The sequence below is a fragment of the Streptomyces sp. STR69 genome (assembly GCF_024519455.1).
Lineage (GTDB): Bacteria > Actinomycetota > Actinomycetes > Streptomycetales > Streptomycetaceae > Streptomyces.
In genome coordinates this window covers 19,704-38,114 of the sequence record NZ_JALJRY010000022.1, presented here as the reverse complement: position 1 = coordinate 38,114, position 18,411 = coordinate 19,704, and the positions used below count along the sequence as shown (strand labels likewise).

The 18,411-nt window shown below is 70.1% G+C and carries 19 protein-coding genes; 9 read left to right on the top strand and 10 right to left on the bottom strand.

Going from position 1 to position 18,411, the window contains the following annotated elements:
- Positions 1–29 precede the first annotated feature (29 nt).
- The 4 genes from OC490_RS34175 to OC490_RS34160 all read right to left on the bottom strand — a co-directional run bounded on the left by OC490_RS34175 (position 30) and on the right by OC490_RS34160 (position 4,519).
- The gene (locus OC490_RS34175; protein WP_262061899.1) at positions 30–1,040 is read right to left on the bottom strand and encodes a CopD family protein; all 1,011 of its coding nucleotides are present in this window, start codon (positions 1,038–1,040) and stop codon (positions 30–32) included.
- Positions 1,041–1,140: 100 nt separating this feature from the next.
- Positions 1,141–2,574: a CoA transferase gene (locus tag OC490_RS34170; protein WP_262061898.1), complete on the bottom strand. Its 1,434-nt coding sequence runs from the start codon at positions 2,572–2,574 to the stop codon at positions 1,141–1,143.
- A 22-nt stretch (positions 2,575–2,596) separates the two neighbouring features.
- On the bottom strand, positions 2,597–2,911 hold the full coding sequence (locus OC490_RS34165) for a hypothetical protein (protein WP_262061897.1): 315 nt from the start codon (positions 2,909–2,911) through the stop codon (positions 2,597–2,599).
- A 75-nt stretch (positions 2,912–2,986) separates the two neighbouring features.
- Positions 2,987–4,519 carry a S8 family serine peptidase gene (locus OC490_RS34160; protein ID WP_262061896.1) on the bottom strand — a complete coding sequence of 511 codons (1,533 nt, stop codon included), beginning with the start codon at positions 4,517–4,519 and terminating at the stop codon, positions 2,987–2,989.
- Between the two features lie 311 nt (positions 4,520–4,830).
- Here OC490_RS34160 and OC490_RS34155 point away from each other — a divergent pair, with 311 nt between their 5' ends.
- The 3 genes from OC490_RS34155 (at position 4,831) to moaA (ending at position 7,954) form a co-directional block, all read left to right on the top strand.
- Positions 4,831–5,187 (top strand): DUF485 domain-containing protein, encoded by a 357-nt coding sequence (locus tag OC490_RS34155; RefSeq protein ID WP_262061895.1) that lies wholly within the window; start codon positions 4,831–4,833, stop codon positions 5,185–5,187.
- Entirely contained in the window at positions 5,184–6,803 is a 1,620-nt protein-coding gene (locus OC490_RS34150) for a cation acetate symporter (RefSeq protein WP_262061894.1), read from the top strand. The genes OC490_RS34155 and OC490_RS34150 overlap by 4 nt, the downstream gene beginning before the upstream one ends.
- 161 nt (positions 6,804–6,964) lie before the next feature.
- Positions 6,965–7,954: a GTP 3',8-cyclase MoaA gene (moaA, locus tag OC490_RS34145; protein ID WP_262062043.1), complete on the top strand. Its 990-nt coding sequence runs from the start codon at positions 6,965–6,967 to the stop codon at positions 7,952–7,954.
- Positions 7,955–7,999: 45 nt separating this feature from the next.
- On the opposite strand, the gene OC490_RS34140 is transcribed toward moaA, so the two are convergent.
- Both OC490_RS34140 and OC490_RS34135 read right to left on the bottom strand, forming a co-directional pair.
- Positions 8,000–8,218: a hypothetical protein gene (locus OC490_RS34140; protein ID WP_262061893.1), complete on the bottom strand. Its 219-nt coding sequence runs from the start codon at positions 8,216–8,218 to the stop codon at positions 8,000–8,002.
- A gap of 223 nt (positions 8,219–8,441) precedes the next feature.
- Positions 8,442–8,840 (bottom strand): DUF3099 domain-containing protein, encoded by a 399-nt coding sequence (locus OC490_RS34135; protein ID WP_262061892.1) that lies wholly within the window; start codon positions 8,838–8,840, stop codon positions 8,442–8,444.
- 246 nt (positions 8,841–9,086) lie between these two features.
- Between OC490_RS34135 and OC490_RS34130 the strand changes: the two genes are divergently transcribed.
- Entirely contained in the window at positions 9,087–9,365 is a 279-nt protein-coding gene (locus OC490_RS34130) for a GlsB/YeaQ/YmgE family stress response membrane protein (RefSeq protein ID WP_043685229.1), read from the top strand.
- Positions 9,366–9,452: 87 nt separating this feature from the next.
- On the opposite strand, the gene tyrS is transcribed toward OC490_RS34130, so the two are convergent.
- Genes tyrS through OC490_RS34115 form a run of 3 tightly spaced genes read right to left on the bottom strand, consistent with a single transcriptional unit; the run spans position 9,453 to position 13,680 of the window.
- Positions 9,453–10,721, bottom strand: coding sequence for a tyrosine--tRNA ligase (gene tyrS, locus OC490_RS34125; protein WP_262061891.1), 1,269 nt, complete (start codon positions 10,719–10,721; stop codon positions 9,453–9,455).
- 44 nt (positions 10,722–10,765) lie between these two features.
- Complete coding sequence (locus OC490_RS34120) at positions 10,766–12,160, bottom strand: metallopeptidase TldD-related protein (protein ID WP_262061890.1); 1,395 nt, start codon at positions 12,158–12,160, stop codon at positions 10,766–10,768.
- Positions 12,157–13,680: a TldD/PmbA family protein gene (locus tag OC490_RS34115; RefSeq protein WP_262061889.1), complete on the bottom strand. Its 1,524-nt coding sequence runs from the start codon at positions 13,678–13,680 to the stop codon at positions 12,157–12,159. The genes OC490_RS34120 and OC490_RS34115 overlap by 4 nt, the downstream gene beginning before the upstream one ends.
- Before the next feature lie 241 nt (positions 13,681–13,921).
- Here OC490_RS34115 and fabG point away from each other — a divergent pair, with 241 nt between their 5' ends.
- From fabG to OC490_RS34100, 3 genes are all read left to right on the top strand, one after another.
- The gene (fabG, locus tag OC490_RS34110) at positions 13,922–14,641 is read left to right on the top strand and encodes a 3-oxoacyl-[acyl-carrier-protein] reductase (protein WP_262061888.1); all 720 of its coding nucleotides are present in this window, start codon (positions 13,922–13,924) and stop codon (positions 14,639–14,641) included.
- 5 nt (positions 14,642–14,646) lie between these two features.
- On the top strand, positions 14,647–15,414 hold the full coding sequence (fabI, locus tag OC490_RS34105) for an enoyl-ACP reductase FabI (RefSeq protein ID WP_262061887.1): 768 nt from the start codon (positions 14,647–14,649) through the stop codon (positions 15,412–15,414).
- A 175-nt stretch (positions 15,415–15,589) separates the two neighbouring features.
- Positions 15,590–15,946, top strand: coding sequence for a hypothetical protein (locus OC490_RS34100; protein WP_262061886.1), 357 nt, complete (start codon positions 15,590–15,592; stop codon positions 15,944–15,946).
- On the opposite strand, the gene OC490_RS34095 is transcribed toward OC490_RS34100, so the two are convergent.
- Positions 15,921–16,640 carry a FadR/GntR family transcriptional regulator gene (locus OC490_RS34095; protein ID WP_262061885.1) on the bottom strand — a complete coding sequence of 240 codons (720 nt, stop codon included), beginning with the start codon at positions 16,638–16,640 and terminating at the stop codon, positions 15,921–15,923. The two genes, OC490_RS34100 and OC490_RS34095, sit on opposite strands and share 26 nt — an antisense overlap.
- Before the next feature lie 73 nt (positions 16,641–16,713).
- On the opposite strand from OC490_RS34095, the gene OC490_RS34090 reads away from it, so the two are divergent.
- Positions 16,714–18,054 (top strand): CynX/NimT family MFS transporter, encoded by a 1,341-nt coding sequence (locus tag OC490_RS34090; RefSeq protein WP_410099212.1) that lies wholly within the window; start codon positions 16,714–16,716, stop codon positions 18,052–18,054.
- A gap of 48 nt (positions 18,055–18,102) precedes the next feature.
- Positions 18,103–18,219, top strand: a complete 117-nt coding sequence (locus tag OC490_RS34085; protein WP_262061883.1) for an SGM_5486 family transporter-associated protein — start codon at positions 18,103–18,105, stop codon at positions 18,217–18,219.
- The last annotated feature ends 192 nt before the right edge of the window (positions 18,220–18,411 follow it).

The window sequence follows — 18,411 nt, the reverse complement described above, 5'->3', positions numbered from 1 at the left end:
ATGTCGGTGCCGGTCAACACTGGAGTCGGTCAATGCCAGCGGATCGGCACCGGTAGGGCGGTCAACAGTCCGGAGATCACGACCACCACCCCCAGGACGACGACCTCGGCCCGCGCGGGTGAGCAGGCGGCCAACGGATCGGTGGCCCGCCGCAGCCGGTGGCGCGCCCACAGCGCGAGTACGGCGACGGTGGCGACGAGCAGTACTTTGGCGAGCAGGGTGCGCCCGTACGCCGTCGTCGTCAGCTGGTCCAGGATCGTGCCGGCCGGCATCCTGCGCAGCGAACTCCACACCCCCGTGGCGGTGATCGCGGCGAGCAGCACAGCGGCCACGCGCGCGTAGAGGCCCAACAACGCGGCGCCCGCCTCGGCCTCCCGCCACTGCCGCAAGGTCCGCAGTACGTGCAGCAGCCCGCCGACCCACAGTGCCGCGCACGTCAGATGCACCGCGGTCAGCTCCGAGCCGACCAGCGGGCTGTGCTCGCCCACCGGGTGCGCGCGCAGCGCCTCCGCGAGGACCACGGCGGCAAGGGGCCACACCTGTGCGGCGGGTCGGCGCGACCGGGCGCACAGGGCCGCCACGGCGAACGCGTTGACCTCCAGGAGCGCCAGCTTGCCGTCGCGGGACTGGTAGAGGCCGCCGACATCGATCTCGGCGAGGCTGTGCGGCACCAGATTGCCCGTCGCCACGACCGACGCGAGCCCCAGCGCGGCGACGAATCCGGCACCGGCCGCGTACAGGGCCCAACTCCCGGGGCCGTTCGGGGGAGCACCGGGCACGGTGCGCGCCAGCCGGTTCACGAACAACTCGCCCAGCGGCACGCACAGCGCGCCGAACAGCACCGCCCGCAGCAGCGCGATGCCGCCGACACCGGGCGCGGCGGCCTCCCCGGTGCCGTGCAGCGCGGCGGACGGGCCGAGCAGCGGGATCAGCGCGGCGAGCAGCACCAGGGCCAGTACGGCGACGGCCCGGCGCGTACCGGGGCGCCGGCGGGGGCCGCTGGTGTCGGCCGCTTCGACAGTCGGTCGTATCAAGGTCACCCCAAGATCTTCACCAGCCGCCATATAACCGGGCAAGTGCAACAAAACGACTGGCGGAACCGGATTCCACTCATGGTTAGGTTTCCGGCCGACCCCCGGATCAAGCCCAACGAGCCGGGTCCGTGCCCCAACGGCCCGGCGGACGCGCCCAGTTCACGGGCCCACCGGTGAAGGAGACCGGCGACAGCGCGTGCCGCAGCCGCCCGATCCCGCTGTCCGTCTCGACCAGCCAGGCATCCGGCTGGTTGTACGCCGTCCCGCTCCGCTCGCTCCCGTACGCCGTTCCGTCCGTCCCTCGCTTCTCGGCCCCGCTCACCGCTTCGCCCGCTCCTCCTGCCGTCAGCCAGGCGGCGGTTCGCGCGAGCGCCAGTCGCAGGACGAGGCCGTGACCCTGCTCCGTCTGTTCCGTCAGTGCCCGCAGCGCCGAGGCCGCCAGCAGATACCCGGTCCCGTGGTCGAGGGCCTGCGCGGGCAGCGCGCCGGGCCGCTCGGGCGATCCCTCGGCAGCCGCGATACCGGTGGCGACCTGCACCAGGCTGTCGAACCCGCGCCGCGCGCCCCACGGCCCGTACGCGCCCCACGCCGACAACTGCGCCACGATCAGGCCGGGCCGGCGGCCGGCCAGCGCCTCGGGGGAGAGGCCGAACCGGTCCAGGGCGCCCGGCCGGTACCCGGTGACGACCACATCGGCTTGCCCGAGCAGTTCCCCGAAGGTCCGCCGGTCGGCCGCCACGCCGAGATCCAGTCGGGTCGACCGCTTCCCGAAACCGGTGTCCGCGTGCACGTCGGGATCCTCGGGCAACCTCGGGGCGTCCACGCGCAGCACGTCCGCGCCCAGCAGCGCCAGCGTGCGCGTGGCGACCGGGCCCGCGATCACCCGGGTCAGATCGAGCACCCGCAGCCCGGCGGCCGGCAGCAACGGATCGCCGTTCAACGGCGGCAGCGCACGAGCACGCGCGTGTGCCGTGTCGAGCCGCTCGCGCTCGACGAGAGGCCGCCGGGCCACCGCGGCACCCTGCGGGTGTACGGCCCACTCGGCCGCCGTCCGCAGTGCGACCGCGAGGCCTCCGGCACCGTACACGGTCTCCTCCACCTCCGACGCGGACCGTTCGGCGAGCACGTCGGCCACGTCCGCCACGGAGGCGTCCCCCGGCAGCCTCAACGCGCCCAGCAGCCGCGCCCGGTGGTGCGGATAGTTCGCGTGGGTACGCACCCAGCCGTCGGCCGTCCGCCAGAACCGCGACAGCGGCGCGAAGGAGACCGGCGCCCGTCCGTCGATCAGCAGATGCCGCTCACTGACGAACGCCGTGGCGACGGCCCCGTCGTCCACCCGCACCCCGGGCACCTCCGTGCGCCCGGCCCGCCGCGCCCCCAACTCGGCGGCGGCCAGCGCGCACGCTCCCACGCAGGCCCGCGCCAACTCCCGTACGGGAAGCCGCGCTTCGAGCGCCCCTCGGCGCGCGACGGTCGAGATACGCGGGACCAGGGCGGGATCGCCACCCAGTGCCGACCACGCCATGTTGATGTCAGTCATGACTGAACTATGCAGTATTGACTCAATCAATATTGGAGGCCGTGGCATTGCCCCGGTGCCGCAGCTCCGTCCAGGTCACACACCAGGACGGCAGCACGCGCACCCGCCTCAGTGTCCGGTCCGCCACCTTCGCGGCACGCCGCTCGGCCGACTCGCTGAACGCGAAGACCAGCTCCAACAGGTCGCCCACGAGCAACACCGCACCCCAGGCGGCGACGTTCACCAGACACCACGCCGGGAGGATCGCGACGGTGCCCACGAGGCGGAACGCCAACCGCCCCCGGGAACGTACCGGTTCGGGTCCGGCGGGGTCCTCGCGCTTGTTCAGCTCGACCATGGCGGTCATCATCCCGTACGGCCGAAACGGGCCGGGCGGAGATCCGCCCGACCCGCAACAGCAGAGAGACAAGGGTTACTTGACCGCCCGCAGCGCGTTGACGATGCCGAACCCGTAGAAGCCGTTGACGCGCTTGCCGCCGACGCAGGTCGCGTCCGCGATGCCGTCGCCGTTGGTGTCGTACACGTCGGTCGGGCAACCCGGGTTGTCCGCCTCGGCCTTCAGCAGCGCCTGCAACTGGGCCGGAGAGGCGTGCGGGTGCGTGGACTTGAGCAGCGCGGCCACGGCGGCGACGTGCGGGGTCGCCATCGACGTGCCCTGGAGGTAGCCGTACGTGTTGTTCGGCAGCGTGGACAGGATGCGGCCGTTCTTCGACGGGGTGTCCGGGATCTGCCGGGCGTCCCCGCCAGGCGCCGCCACGTCGATCACGCCCTTGCCGTAGCTGGAGAAGTACGACTTGGCCTTGGTGACGCCGACCGAGCTCACCGTGACGACACCCGGCAGCTGGGTCGGCACGTCGAAGCACTCGTGCGGGTCGACCGTACGGGTCGTCGCGGTCGAGTCGTCGGGGCTGGAGGCGTCGACCAGGGCGTCGGAGTCGAGGTCGTCGTTCGAGTTGCCGGCCGCCGCGACATTGAGCGTGCCCTTGTGCTGCGCGTACAACTGGGCCCTGTTGACCGCATCGACGATGGCACGTTGATCGGGGTCGTCCATGCAGTTGTACAGCCAAGGATCAACGTAGTAGCTGTTGTTGGTGATCTCCACGCCGTGATCCGCGGCGAACACGAACGCGCAGACCACGCTCTCCGGGTAGAAGAGCTGGGTCGAGTCCGGCTCGGCCACCGTGATCCCGGCGACCTTCACACCCGGGGCGACCCCCGCCACACCGATGCCGTTGCGGGCGGCGGCGATCTCACCCGCGACATGCGTGCCGTGGTAGTGGGCGGAGTCCACGGGACGCCAGGAGCCGTACGTCGTATCGGCCTTGCCGCCCACGCAGTTGGCGGACTGCGAGGCGGAGAAGTTCGGGGCGATGTCCGGGTGGGTGTCGTCGACGCCGACATCGATGACGGCGACCGTCACGCTCTTGCTGCCCGGGTTGATCTTCGCGGCCTTGTCGGCGCCGATCGCGGGCAGGTCCCACTGGTCGGCTTCGAGGGGCTCGCTGTCACCGGCCGCGGCGGAGGCCTTCGCCGTCTTCGCGGCCTGGTCCTTGGAGAGGTACTGCACCGCGCCCTCGTCGGTCGTCGAGGCGAGGCTCAGCGGCGCCGTACGCGTGGCACCGGCCGACTGCACACCGGGCACCTTGCGGATGATCGGCCCGAAGTCGGGGTTCGCCGAGTGGACGACGATCACACCGATCTTCTCGTACGTCACCACGATGGTGCCGCCGGCCGCATTGATCGCCTTCTTGACCGAGTTGATCGTCCAGTGGTCCAGCCGAGTGTTGACCACATACGCAAGGTTGGGCGCGTCAGCGGTCTGCGCGCTGGTCTCCGTGCTCGGGACCGCCGAGGCCGTCGACGGGAGGAAGCCGAGCGAGGCGGTCAACGACAGCACGACCGGTACGGCCAGGGCGAGCCGGCGTCTGGGGCGCAGATGAGCCATGGGATCTCCACATCATCCGGAAACGAAAAGGCCCGAGACGTGATGCCTCCCGGGCAGGTACATGACGAGTGGTGCCAGCTGAAGTTATCTCCCGCGAGGGCTGGCCAGCAATGACTTCCCAAAGGCGAGTCCTGAAAGAAGTCAAAGGAGTTGAACCGGTCCACGCGTGGCGCCGTGACCCTGGGCAGGAAGCGCCAGCAGGATCGAGACCCCCGCGATGTTGCGCAGGGGAGTTGCCCGATCACTCCTGGTGGCGTGATCCGTAGGTCTGTGAGGTCGCAACCAGCATGTCCGCAACGCGAGGAGACACCGTGGCCACCGAGACACCACCGCCCTCGAAAGCCGAACGCAAACTCCCCAGTACCGAGGAGTTCGAACAGGTCCAGGAGAGCGCGGAGTTCGCCGAACTGCGCCGCGCCCACCGCTCCTTCGCCTTCCCGCTGACCGTCGCCTTCATCACCTGGTACCTCCTGTACGTCCTGCTGTGCAACTACGCGGACGACTTCATGGACACCAAGGTCGTCGGCAACATCAACGTCGCCCTCGTTCTGGGCCTCGGCCAGTTCCTCACCACGTTCCTCATCGCCTGGTGGTACGCGCGGTACTCCGCCGCGAAACTCGACCCCAAGGCCGAAGCCATCAAGTCCCGGATGGAGGGCGGCGCATGAGCCCCGCGATCACCCTGGCCGCCGGCGAGGCGAGCCAGCACCGACCGCTGATCATCACCCTGTTCGCGGTCTTCGTCGCCGCGACGCTCGTCATCACCGTCTGGGCGGGCCGCCAGACCAAGAGCGCCGCCGACTTCTACGCGGGCGGCCGGCAGTTCACCGCCTTCCAGAACGGCCTGGCCGTCTCCGGCGACTACATGTCCGCCGCGTCCTTCCTCGGCATCGCCGGCGCCATCGCCCTCTTCGGCTACGACGGCTTCCTGTACTCCATCGGCTTCCTGGTCGCCTGGCTGGTCGCCCTGCTCCTGGTGGCCGAACCGCTGCGCAACTCCGGCCGCTACACCATGGGCGACGTCCTCGCCTACCGCATGCGCCAGCGCCCGGTCCGTACGGCGGCCGGCACCTCCACCATCGTGGTGTCGATCTTCTACCTGCTGGCCCAGATGGCCGGCGCGGGCGTCCTGGTCTCCCTGCTCCTGGGCATCACCAGTGACGCCGGCAAGATCGGCATCGTCGCCCTGGTCGGCATCCTGATGATCGTGTACGTCACCATCGGCGGCATGAAGGGCACCACCTGGGTCCAGATGGTCAAGGCCTGCCTGCTGATCGCCGGCGCCCTGCTGCTCACCTTCCTGGTGATGCTCAAGTTCAACTTCAACATCTCCGACCTGCTCGGCAAGGCCGCCGACAACAGCGGCAAGGGCTCCGCCTTCCTGGACCCCGGCCTCAAGTACGGCGCCACCGGCACGACCAAGCTGGACTTCATCTCCCTGGGTATCGCCCTGGTCCTCGGCACCGCCGGCCTGCCGCACATCCTGATCCGCTTCTACACGGTGCCCACCGCCAAGGCCGCCCGTAAGTCGGTCAACTGGGCCATCGGCCTCATCGGCGCCTTCTACCTGATGACCCTGGCCCTCGGCTTCGGCGCCGCGGCACTGATCAAACCGGACGAGATCATCGCCTCCAACAAGGCGGGCAACACGGCGGCCCCCCTCCTGGCCCTGCATCTGGGCGGAGTCGACTCCAACTGGGGCGCCATCCTCCTGGCCAGCATCTCGGCGGTCGCCTTCGCCACGATCCTCGCGGTCGTCGCCGGCCTCACTCTGGCCTCGTCCTCCTCCTTCGCCCACGACATCTACGCCAACGTCATCAAGCGGGGACAGGCGACGGAGAAACAGGAGATGGCCGCCGCCCGGTACGCCACGGTCGGCATCGGCGCCGTCTCCATCCTCCTGGGCGCCCTCGCCCGCGACCTGAACGTCGCCGGCCTGGTCGCCCTCGCCTTCGCGGTCGCCGCCTCCGCCAACCTCCCGACGATCCTCTACAGCCTCTTCTGGAAGCGCTTCACCACCTCAGGAGCCCTCTGGTCGATCTACGGCGGCCTGGTCACCGCGGTCGGCCTGGTCCTGTTCTCGCCGGTCGTCTCCGGGAAACCCGCCTCGATGTTCCCGGATGTCGACTTCCACTGGTTCCCCCTGGAGAACCCCGGCATCATCTCCATCCCGGTCGGCTTCCTGCTGGGCTGGCTCGGCACGATCCTCTCCAAGGAGGAGCCCGACACCGCCAAGTACGCGGAGCTGGAGGTACGGTCCCTGACCGGCACCGGAGCCCACTGAGTCCTCCCACTGAATCCCCCCACACCGACGGCCGCGTCGTAGATCCCTACGACGCGGCCTCGTCGTACCTCGTGGGATCGGGCCGCTCTCGTTGTCAGAGGTGTCGCGTAGGCTCGCAGGTGTCGGAAAACATGCGATCCGAATTGAGGGAGGAGGCCCACGTGCTCATCGACACCTATGGCCGAGTGGCCACCGACCTGAGGGTTTCGCTGACCGACCGGTGCAACCTCCGGTGCACGTACTGCATGCCCGAGGAGGGCCTGCAGTGGCTGGCGAAGCCCGACCTCCTCACGGACGACGAGATCGTCCGCCTGATCGACATCGCGGTCACCTCCCTCGGTATCGAGGAGGTCCGCTTCACCGGCGGCGAGCCCCTGCTGCGCCCCGGCCTCGTCGGCATCGTCGAGCAGGTCGCGGCCCTGGAGCCCCGCCCCCGGATGTCCCTCACCACCAACGGCATCGGCCTCAAGCGCACGGCGACCGCCCTGAAGAAGGCGGGCCTGGACCGGGTCAACGTCTCCCTGGACACCCTGCGCCCGGACGTCTTCAAGACCCTCCCCCGCCGCAACCGCCACCAGGACGTCCTCGACGGCCTCGAAGCCGCCCGCGAAGCGGATCTGACCCCGGTCAAGGTCAACTCGGTCCTGATGCCCGGACTCAACGCCGACGAGGCCCCGGACCTGCTGTCCTGGGCCGTGGCGCACGACTACGAACTGCGCTTCATCGAGCAGATGCCCCTGGACGCCCAGCACGGCTGGAAGCGCGAGGGCATGGTCACGGCCGGCGACATCCTCGCCTCCCTCCGCACACGCTTCGAGCTGACCCCCGAAGGCACCGACGAGCGCGGCTCGGCCCCGGCCGAGCGCTGGGTCGTGGACGGCGGCCCGCACCGGGTGGGCGTCATCGCCTCGGTCACCCGCCCGTTCTGCGGAGCCTGCGACCGCCCCCGCCTCACCGCCGACGGCCAGATACGCAACTGCCTCTTCGCCCGCGAGGAGACCAGCCTCCGCACCGCCCTGCGCTCCGACGCCCCGGACGAGGAGATAGCCCGCATCTGGCGCCAGGCGATGTGGGGCAAGAAGGCGGGCTCGGGCCTGGACGACCCGTCGTTCCTCCAGCCGGACCGCCCGATGTCGGCGATCGGCGGCTGAGCAGCCGCCGTAGACGAAGGGGCGCTACGGAACGTCGGGTGGGCTCTACGGGATCTCGGGTGCTTCCCAGTCCTCGAACTTGACGACGTCCTTCAGGAACCCGCGTACACCGAGGAACTGGGACAGATGCTCGCGATGTTCCTCGCACGCGAGCCACGTCTTGCGCCGCTCCGGTGTATGGATCTTCGGGTTGTTCCACGCGAGGACCCACACGGCGTCGGCGCGGCAGCCCTTCGCGGAGCAGATCGGCGTCTCGTCACTCACGGGAACTCACGGAATTCGTCTCACAGATGCGCTGAAAAGGCGACGCCGAGCAGCCACGGGGGGAGCTGCCCGGCGTCGGTCTGTCGCTCCGACGGGGGATGCGGAGCGCGTACGAAGTATGTCACGGGTGACCGGTCGCTCGGCACCGGAACAACATGATTGATCTGAGCTTTTCTTGAGCTTGATGCGGAGCCGACTTCCGTTTATGGCACGTTCCCCATGGTCACGACCGGCCGTACGGTTCGCCCCGCACACCGGGCGTCGGCTCGGGCACGACCTCTTCCGGGACGGGTTCCGCGACGCCCTCGTCCGACCGCGGCGGTGTGATCATCGGCCGCAGTGGCGTGGTGACGAACGTCGACGGCAGACCGGGCGCGTTCTCCCGCCCGGCGTTCGCGATCACCACGGCGACATAGGGGAGAAGCACACCGAGCACCAACGCGACGATCGCGACGTGCCGTTCGACGTTCCACAGGGAACAGGCGAGAATCACCGACACCGTACGGATCGACATCGAGATGACATACCGGCGCTGCCGACCGCGGACATCCTCCGCTAGTCCCGTCCGGGCTCCGGTGATCCGGAACACCTGGGCGTTGCCTTCGCCGTGCAGCTTCCGCATCACATTCCACCATCCGCCCGCATCGGACTCTCCCCGGCCCGCACCCCGGTCCGTACCCGATCCGGGAACCGGGCCCCGAGGCCTCCAACGTTACGCCGCGACTGCGCCGCCTTCGAGACCGGGGCACCCCGGGTCCGGGCGAGCGGCCTGCGCCGCGCCACGTACGGCCGTACCCGACATGCGGCGTACGGCGACCGGGCCCACACTTGGCGTAATGCTCACGTCGAGCCGTACAAGGAGGCAGCCATGGGCTGGTTGTGGGCGATCATCGTGGGATTCGTGCTGGGTCTGATCGCGAAGGCGATCATCCCGGGCAAGCAGCACAGTCCGCTCTGGCTGACCACCATCTGCGGCATTCTCGGCGCCATCGTCGGCAACGCGATCGCCCGAGCGGCCGGCGTCGACGCGACCAGCGGCATCGACTGGAGCCGCCACGCGTTCCAGCTCATCGCCGCGATCATCATCGTCTTCGTCGTCGACATGGCGTACATGGCGACGATCGGCAAGAACAAACAACGAGCCTGACGGCAGCGCCCCGTTAGGGGCGCGGGGAACTGCGCGACCAGCCACAACGAACCGGCAGACCGCGCGCTCTCCGCACCCCTACGGCGCTTACGCTCCAGTCACCTCAACGGCGGCCAGATTCTTCTTCCCCCGCCGAAGCACCAGCCACCGCCCATGAAGGAGATCCTCCGTGCCCGGCACGGCATCCTCCGCGGCGACCTTCACGTTGTTCACGTAGGCCCCGCCTTCCTTCACGGTCCGCCGTGCGGCGGACTTGCTCGCCACCAGGCCGACCTCGGCGAACAGGTCGACGACGGGACCGAGTTCGGCGACCTGGACGTGCGGCACCTCGGAGAGGGACGCGGCGAGCGTCTTCTCGTCGAGCTCCGCCAGCTCGCCCTGCCCGAAGAGGGCCCTGGACGCGGCGGTCACGGCGGCGGTCTGCTCGGCGCCGTGCACCAGCGTCGTCAGCTCCTCGGCGAGCGCGCGCTGTGCGGCACGGGCCTGCGGGCGCTCCTCGGTCTGCTTCTCCAACTCCTCAAGCTCCGCACGGGACTTGAAGGACAGCATGCGCGCGTACGTGGAGATGTCCCGGTCGTCCGTGTTCAGCCAGAACTGGTAGAACGCGTACGGCGTGGTCATCTCCGGGTCGAGCCAGATGGCGGTGCCTTCGGACTTGCTGAACTTCGTGCCGTCGGCCTTGGTCATCAGCGGTGTGCCGTAGGCGTGCACCGTGGCGTCCGGCTCCAGGCGGTGGATCAGGTCCAGGCCCGCCGTGAGGTTGCCCCACTGGTCGCTGCCGCCCTGCTGGAGCGTGCAGCCGTACCTCCGGTAGAGCTGGAGGAAGTCCATGCCCTGGAGGATCTGGTAGCTGAACTCCGTGTAGCTGATGCCCTGTTCGGAGTCCAGACGCTTGGCGACCGAGTCCTTCGCCAGCATCTTGTTGACGCGGAAGTGCTTGCCGATGTCGCGCAGGAACTCGATGGCGGAGAGGTTCGCCGTCCAGTCCAGGTTGTTGACCATGACCGCGGCGTTCTCGCCCTCGAAGGACAGGAACGGCTCGATCTGGCGGCGCAGCTTCTGCACCCAGCCGGCGACCGTCTCCGGGTCGTTCAGCGTGCGCTCCGCCGTCGGGCGGGGGTCGCCGATCTGGCCGGTGGCGCCGCCGACCAGCGCCAGCGGCCGGTGGCCGGCCTGCTGCAGCCGGCGCACGGTGAGCACCTGCACCAGGTGTCCCAGGTGGAGGGAGGGCGCGGTGGGGTCGAAACCGCAATAGAACGTGACGGGACCGTCCGCGAGCGCCTTGCGCAAAGCATCTTCGTCGGTGGACAGGGCGAACAGCCCGCGCCACTTCAGCTCGTCGACGATGTCCGTCACGGTTCTCGTATCTCCTTGAGTGGTCTCGTGAATCAGGTACGAGGTTATACGCCCTGACTGACAGAGCTCATATTGAAGTCCGGCACCCGCAGCGCGGGCATCGCCGCCCTAGTGAACCAGTCGCTCCACTCCCTGGGCAGCGTCTTTTCCGTACGCCCGGCCTCGGTCGCCCGCCCCAGCAGATCCACCGGCGACTCGTTGAACCGGAAGTTGTTCACCTCGCCCGCCACCTCGCCGTTCTCGACGAGGTAGACGCCGTCCCGGGTCAGCCCGGTGAGCAGCAGGGTCGCCGGGTCGACCTCGCGGATGTACCAGAGGCAGGTGAGCAGCAGCCCGCGCGCGGTGTTCGCGACCATCTCCTCCAGGGAGCGGTCCTCGCCCCCGCTCAGGATCAGGTTGTCGATCGACGGCGCCACCGGCAGCCCGGTCAGCCCCGCGCTGTGCCGGCTGGTCAGTAGGTGCTTCAGCTCGCCCTCGCGCACCCAGTCGGTCGCCGTCAGCGGCAGCCCGTTGTCGAACACCGACTGGTCGCCCCCGGAGGTGTGCGCGAGCACGAACGGCGCGGACTCCAGGCCCGGTTCGTTCGGGTCGCTGCGCAGCGTCAGCGGCAGCTCGCTGAGCTTCTCGCCGACACGGGTCCCCCCGCCCGGCTTGGAGAACACCGTGCGGCCCTCGACCGCGTCCCGGCCCGACGCCGACCACATCTGGTAGATCAGCAGGTCCGCGACCGCGGTCGGCGGCAGCAGCGTCTCGTACCGGCCCGCGGGCAGCGGGATCTTCCGCTCGGCCCAGCCCAGTCGTACGGCCAACTCGGCGTCCAGGGCCGCCGGGTCGACGTCCTTGAAGTCCCGCGTCGAGCGGCCGGCCCAGGCCGAGCGCGTACGGTCCGGGGACTTGGCGTTCAGCTCCAGCGTCCCGTTGGGCTGGTCGTGACGCAGGCGCAGCCCGGTCGACGTACCGAGGTAGCTGGTGACCAGTTCGTGGTTGGCGAAGCCGTACAGCTCACGACCGCCCGCACGCGCGCGTGCGAACGATTCGCCGAGCGCCGGGGCGAAGTCGGTGAACACGCTGGACGAGGTCTCGGCGGGGCCGTCCGTGAAGTCGGGCGACGCGGCCACGCCCGTGACGAGCGGCTGCGCGTCCTCGGCGGGCGCGGCCCCGCGCGCGGCGGCCTCGGCGGCGCGTACGAGCGGCTCCAGCTCCTCCGGGGTGACGGCGGACCGGGACACGACCCCCGAGGCGGTGCCCTCCTTGCCGTCGACGGTCGCGATGACGGTGAGCGTGCGCCCGCGCGTGACCCCGTTCGTGGTCAGCGCGTTGCCCGCCCAGCGGAGGTTGGCGGTCGACTGCTCGTCGGCGATGACGACACAGCCGTCGGCCCGGGACAGTTCGAGGGCACGCTCGACGATCTCGTGCGGCTTGTTCGTACGGGCGCTCATCGACCGGCCTCCTGCGTGGTGTTGAGGATGTTGACGCCCGTGAAGAGGGCCGACGGGCAGCCGTGCGAGACCGAGGCGACCTGGCCCGGCTGGGCCTTGCCGCAGTTGAAGGCGCCGCCCAGGACGTACGTCTGCGGACCGCCGACGGCCGCCATGGAGCCCCAGAAGTCGGTGGTCGTCGCCTGGTACGCGACGTCCCGCAGCTGTCCGGTGATCCGCCCGTTCTCGATCTTGAAGAACCGTTGCCCGGTGAACTGGAAGTTGTAGCGCTGCATGTCGATCGACCACGACCGGTCGCCGACCACGTAGATCCCGCGGTCGACCCCGCCGATCAGGTCCTCCGTGGAGAGCCCCGCAGGGTCCGGCTGGAGTGACACGTTGGCCATGCGCTGTACCGGGACATGGCCGGGGGAGTCGGCGTAGGCGCAGCCGTTGGAGCGCTCGAAGCCGGTCAACCTGGCGATGCGGCGGTCGAGTTGGTAGCCGACCAGGGTGCCGTCCTTGACGAGGTCCCAGGACTGGCCCTCGACGCCCTCGTCGTCGTAGCCGATGGTCGCCAGGCCGTGCTCGGCGGTGCGGTCCCCGGTCACGTTCATCCGCTCGGAGCCGTACTTGAGCTTGCCGAGTTTGTCGAAAGTGGCGAAGGACGTGCCGGCGTAGGCGGCCTCGTAGCCGAGCGCGCGGTCCAGTTCGGTGGCGTGGCCGATGGACTCGTGGATCGTCAGCCACAGGTTGGACGGGTCGACGACGAGGTCGTACAGGCCCGCCTCGACGGTGGGTGCCCGCATCTTCTCGGCGAGCAGCTCGGGGATCCGCGCCAGCTCCTCGTCCCAGTCCCAGCCGGTGCCCGTGAGGTACTCCCAGCCGCGGCCCACGGGCGGCGCGATGGTGCGCATGGAGTCGAACTCGCCGCTCGACTCGTCGACCGACACCGCGTTCAGCTGCGGATGCAGCCGAACCCGCTGCTGCGTGGTCACCGTCCCGGCGGTGTCGGCGTAGAACTTGTTCTCGTGCACGGTGAGCAGCGACGCGTCCACGTGGTTGACGCCGTCCGCCGCGAGCAGCCGGGCGCTCCAGTCCGCCAGCAGCCCCGCCTTCTCCTCGTCGGGCACGGAGAACGGATCGATCTCGTACGACGAGATCCACGTCCGCTCCTCGTGCACGGGCTCGGCGGCCAGCTCGACCCGCTCGTCCGACCCGGCCGCCTTGATCACCTGGGCGGAGAGCTTCGCCATCGCCACCGCCTGCGAGGCGACCTTGGCGGCGGCGTCCAGGCTCAGGTCCACCCCCGACGCGAACCCCCAGGTGCCGCCGTGCACGACCCGCACCGCGTACCCGAGGTCGGTGGTGTCCGACGTACCGGCCGGCCGGGCGTCCCGCAGCCGCCAGGACGCGCTGCGCACCCGCTCGAACCGGAAGTCCGCGTGCTCGGCCCCGAGCGCACGCGCGCGTGCCAGCGCGGCATCGGCCAGGGCGCGTAGCGGAAGTGCCGTGAAGGCTTCGTCGATGGAATGAGGCACGGAGGTCTCCCTGCTGTCGTGGCCTGTGGAGTCCGATCATGTCGCGCGGACAGGTGCGGGGACCACACGTTTCCGCTCGGCGTCGGCACTTTCTGTAGAGACCCGACAGCGAGTCCCCCAAGCCACTGTCGGTGCCCGATTGTCCCGTGGAGTGGGCCGACCGATAGGTTTTCGATAAGGCCGTCTGCCGACCGGGGTGCACCGGGCAGGCGCGCAGGACAGCTATCGAAAGGGTGATCCGTTGAGCCGCTCGGTTCTCGTCACCGGAGGCAACCGGGGCATCGGCCTCGCCATCGCCCGTACGTTCGCCGACGCCGGCGACAAGGTCGCGATCACGTACCGCTCGGGTGAGCCGCCGGCCGCCCTCCTTGCATTGGGCTGCCTGGCCGTGAAATGCGACATCACCGACTCCGAGCAGGTGGAGCAGGCCTACAAGGAGATCGAGGCCGTACACGGTCCGGTCGAGGTACTGATCGCCAACGCCGGTGTCACCAAGGACCAGCTCCTGATGCGCATGTCCGAGGAGGACTTCACCTCGGTCATCGACACCAACCTCACCGGCACCTTCCGCGTCGTCAAGCGCGCCAACCGCGCCATGCTGCGCGCGAAGAAGGGCCGCGTCGTCCTGATCTCGTCGGTCGTCGGTCTGATGGGCGGCCCCGGTCAGTCGAACTACGCAGCCTCCAAGGCCGCCCTCGTCGGCTTCGCGCGCTCGCTCGCCCGTGAGCTGGGGTCGCGCAACATCACCTTCAACGTCGTCGCGCCCGGCTTCGTCGACACCGACATGACCAAGGTGCTCAGCGACGAGCAGCGCGAGAAAATCGTGTCCCAGGTGCCGCTCGGCCGTTACGCGAGTCCGGAGGAGGTCGCCGCGACGGTGCGGTTCCTCGCCTCCGACGACGCCTCGTACATCACTGGAGCCGTCATCCCTGTTGACGGCGGACTGGGAATGGGTCACTGATCACCATGAGCGGAATTCTTGAGGGCAAGCGCGTCCTGATCACCGGTGTGCTGTTGGAGTCCTCCATCGCGTTCCACGCCGCCAAGCAGGCCCAGGAGCAGGGCGCGGAGATCATCCTGACCGCGTTCCCGCGGCCCACGCTGACCGAGCGCATCGCCAAGAAGCTCCCCAAGCCCACCAAGGTCATCGAGCTCGATGTGACGAACGACGAGCACCTCGCGCGTCTCGCCGACGTCGTCGGTGAGGAGCTGGGCGGTCTCGACGGCGTTGTGCATTCCATCGGGTTCGCGCCGGCGGACGCGCTCGGCGGCAACTTCCTCAACACGCCGTTCGAGTCGGTCGCCACCGCCATGCACGTCTCGGCGTACTCCCTGAAGTCGCTGACCATGGCCTGCCTGCCGCTGATGCAGAACGGCGGCTCGGTCGTCGGCCTCACCTTCGACGCGCAGTTCGCCTGGCCGCAGTACGACTGGATGGGCCCGGCCAAGGCCGCCCTGGAGGCCACCAGCCGCTACGTGGCGCGTGACCTGGGCAAGCAGAACATCCGCTGCAACCTCATCTCCGCGGGCCCGCTCGCCTCGATGGCCGCCAAGTCCATCCCGGGCTTCAGTGACCTGGCCGCCGTGTGGGACAACCGCTCCCCCCTGGAGTGGGACCTCAAGGACCCGGAGCCGGCCGGCAAGGGCATCGTCGCCCTCCTGAGCGACTGGTTCCCGAAGACCACGGGCGAGATCATCCACGTGGACGGCGGCCTGCACGCCATCGGCGCCTGACCTCCCGGCCCGACTTCTCCTACGGCGTCGACGCCCCGTTTCCCGCACAGCGCGGGAAACGGGGCGTCACCCGTTCGGCCCCGTAGACCGGGCGGGGTCGGGCCACAACTGCGCACTCTGGATTACGCGTTCACCACGCGATTCCCTCCCCAGCACCGCCGAGGAGGTTCCCCTTGTGCGCCTGTCCCGCAGCCTGGCCTCAGTGACCGCCGCCGTAGCGCTCGTCATCTCCCTGGCGTACGAGGCGATGCCCCACGCACGCGTGGAGGCCCGGAAACCGGCCGCCGCACCCCAGCTGTTCGGCGCCGCGTGCCGCACCACCGTCCACGGCTCGCACGTGATCGCGTACTGCCACAACCCGTACCCCCTGACCGACCGCGTCGCCCTGCACATCGAGTGCGACCGTTGGTGGGACATCGACAGCGACGGCACCGGGATCGACGCCGGCCCGGCGCAGACCGTACGGCTGGCCGGCCGCTGCTGGGAGGACGTCCGCGCGGTGTGGGTCAGCCACCAGAAGCGGGCGAGCTGAGCCCCTCGGGAGCGGGCGGGTCCAACCGCCCCGGGCGGCACAGGAACGGATAGCCCGCGGCCTCCGCTGCGGCCCCCGGCGCGTCACCCGCGCGGATCGCGTCCACGAGCCGCGTGTGGTCCATGTACGACTCCGGAGTCAGCTCCTCGCCGACGTCCGCGCGCAGCCAGTCCCGCAGCACCTCACCGAGGTCGGCGTACATCGCCGTCATGACGTCGTTGTGCGAGGCGGCCACCACGGCCATGTGCAGGGTCGTGTCGGCCGTCACGAAGGCCTCCGCGTCCCCCGACGCCCACGCCTCCTCGCGCCGTACGAGCAGGGCGTCCAGCTGCTTGAGGTCCTTCTCTGTGCGCCGCTCGGCCGCCAGCTGCGCCGCCGCCGACTCCAGGGCGGAACGCAGTTCGGCGATGTGCCGGGGGTCGGCGTCCGCGAACCGGCGGTGCATCACGCCCGCCAGCTCACTGGTCGCCACGACGTAGGTGCCGGAGCCCTGGCGGATGTCCAGCAGACCGTTGTGCGCGAGTGCGCGGACGGCCTCGCGGATCGTGTTGCGGGCGACCCCGAGCTGTTCGACCAGCTCCGGCTCGGTCGGGATCCGGGAGCCGACCGGCCACTCGCCCGAGGTGATCTCGTTCCGCAGCGCGGCGATGACCTGCTCGGACAGCGCCGAACGACGGGGGTGGCTCAGAGGCATGGCACACCTTCGCATGTGCGGGGCGGGAACGGGCCACCCGGGGATGGACAACCAATCATCCCATGATTCTATGATGGGCGGCATGGTGAGTGAGGGAACCCGGACACTGAAGTCCGCGACGACGAACACCGGCGGCCCGGCCGCGAACGACTCCCCGGCACCGACCGGAGGTCCGTCCGGCGGTCCGTCCACCGGAGGACCGTCGGCGGCCACGCGCGCGTGGACGACGCGTCTGGTCGTCGTCGGCATCGTGCTCGCCGCGCTGAACCTCCGTCCCGCCATCACCAGCCTCGGCGCCCTCCTCGAAGAGGTCCGTGACGGCCTCGGTATGAGCGGCAGCGTCGCCGGACTGCTCACCTCCGTGCCACCGTTGTGCTTCGCCGTCTTCGGCGTCATGGCTCCGCGCCTCGCCCGCCGCTTCGGCCCGAGCACGGTGGTCTGCGCCGGCATGGCCGCCATCACCGCGGGCCTGCTGATACGGCCGTACGTCGGCGGTACGGCGGGCTTCCTGGCCGGCAGCGCGCTCGCGCTCATGGGCATCGCGGTCAGCAACGTCCTGATGCCGGTGATCGTCAAGCGCTGGTTCCCCGACCGGGTCGGCTCCATGACCGGCCTGTACTCGATGGCCCTCGCCCTCGGCACGTCCGCCGCGGCAGCGGTCACCGTGCCCATGACCGGTGCCCTGGGCGGCAGTTGGCGCTCCGGCCTCGCCGTGTGGGCGGTGCCGGCCGCAGCCGCCGTACTGCCGTGGAGCGTTCTCGCACGACACCGGGAGGCGCCCGCGGACCCGCCCTCCCGCGCGCGGGAGACCGAGCGGGCGCGGCCCGAGCTGCGGATCACCCGGAGTCGTACCGCCTGGGCGCTCGCGGTGTTCTTCGGGCTCCAGGCCACCGCCGCGTACATCACGATGGGCTGGATGGCGCAGATCTTCCGGGACGCGGGTGTCTCCGCGAGTACGGCCGGGCTGCTGCTGGCCGTCACGATGGCGATGGGCGTGCCGCTGGCCTTCGTCATCCCGCGCGTGGCCACCCGGCTGCCCCGGCAGGGGCCGATCGTCGTCGTGCTCGGCGTCTGCGGCCTCGCCGGGTACGCGGGCCTGTACCTCGCGCCGGCCGGCGGCGCCTGGGCCTGGGCCCTGCTGCTCGGCATCGCCAACTGCGCCTTCCCGCTGGCCCTGACGATGGTCGGCATGCGGGCCAGGACCGGCGCGGGCGTCGCCCAGCTGTCCGCCTTCGCGCAGAGCGCCGGGTATCTCATCTCCATCCCGGGGCCGCTCCTGGTCGGCGTGCTCTACCAGCACAGCGGCGGCTGGGGACTGCCGATCGCCCTCATGGCCGGCCTGATGGTCCCGCAGATGGCAGTGGGCGTCCTCGCGGGCCGCGACCGTACGGTGGAGGACGAGGCGGCCCGCTGAACCCGCCCCGGCGGACGCCGCACGGACGGGGGGTGCGAGACTGGCCGTATGCCAGTGCTCGACCCGAACCCCCAGAACGGCCAGCGGAAGATGCTCCTCGTCTTCGGCTCGTTCTTCGCCATCTTCATCGTCATCGCCGTCATCGCGACGTTCGCGTCCCCGTGACCGTCTGATCGCCCGACGACCGCCTGATCGCCCGACCGCGTGCCCGCAACTGCGCCCGCGCGGGCCGATGGTGGGGTTCTCCCCACCATCCCCTAGGGGGTGAGGCTCAGGGTCAAGTGGGTGGATCTCCGGATGGGTCGAGGGCCGCCCGTTCCGTAACTTCGAAGTGTGACCGCGAGAAGCGGATCGCGG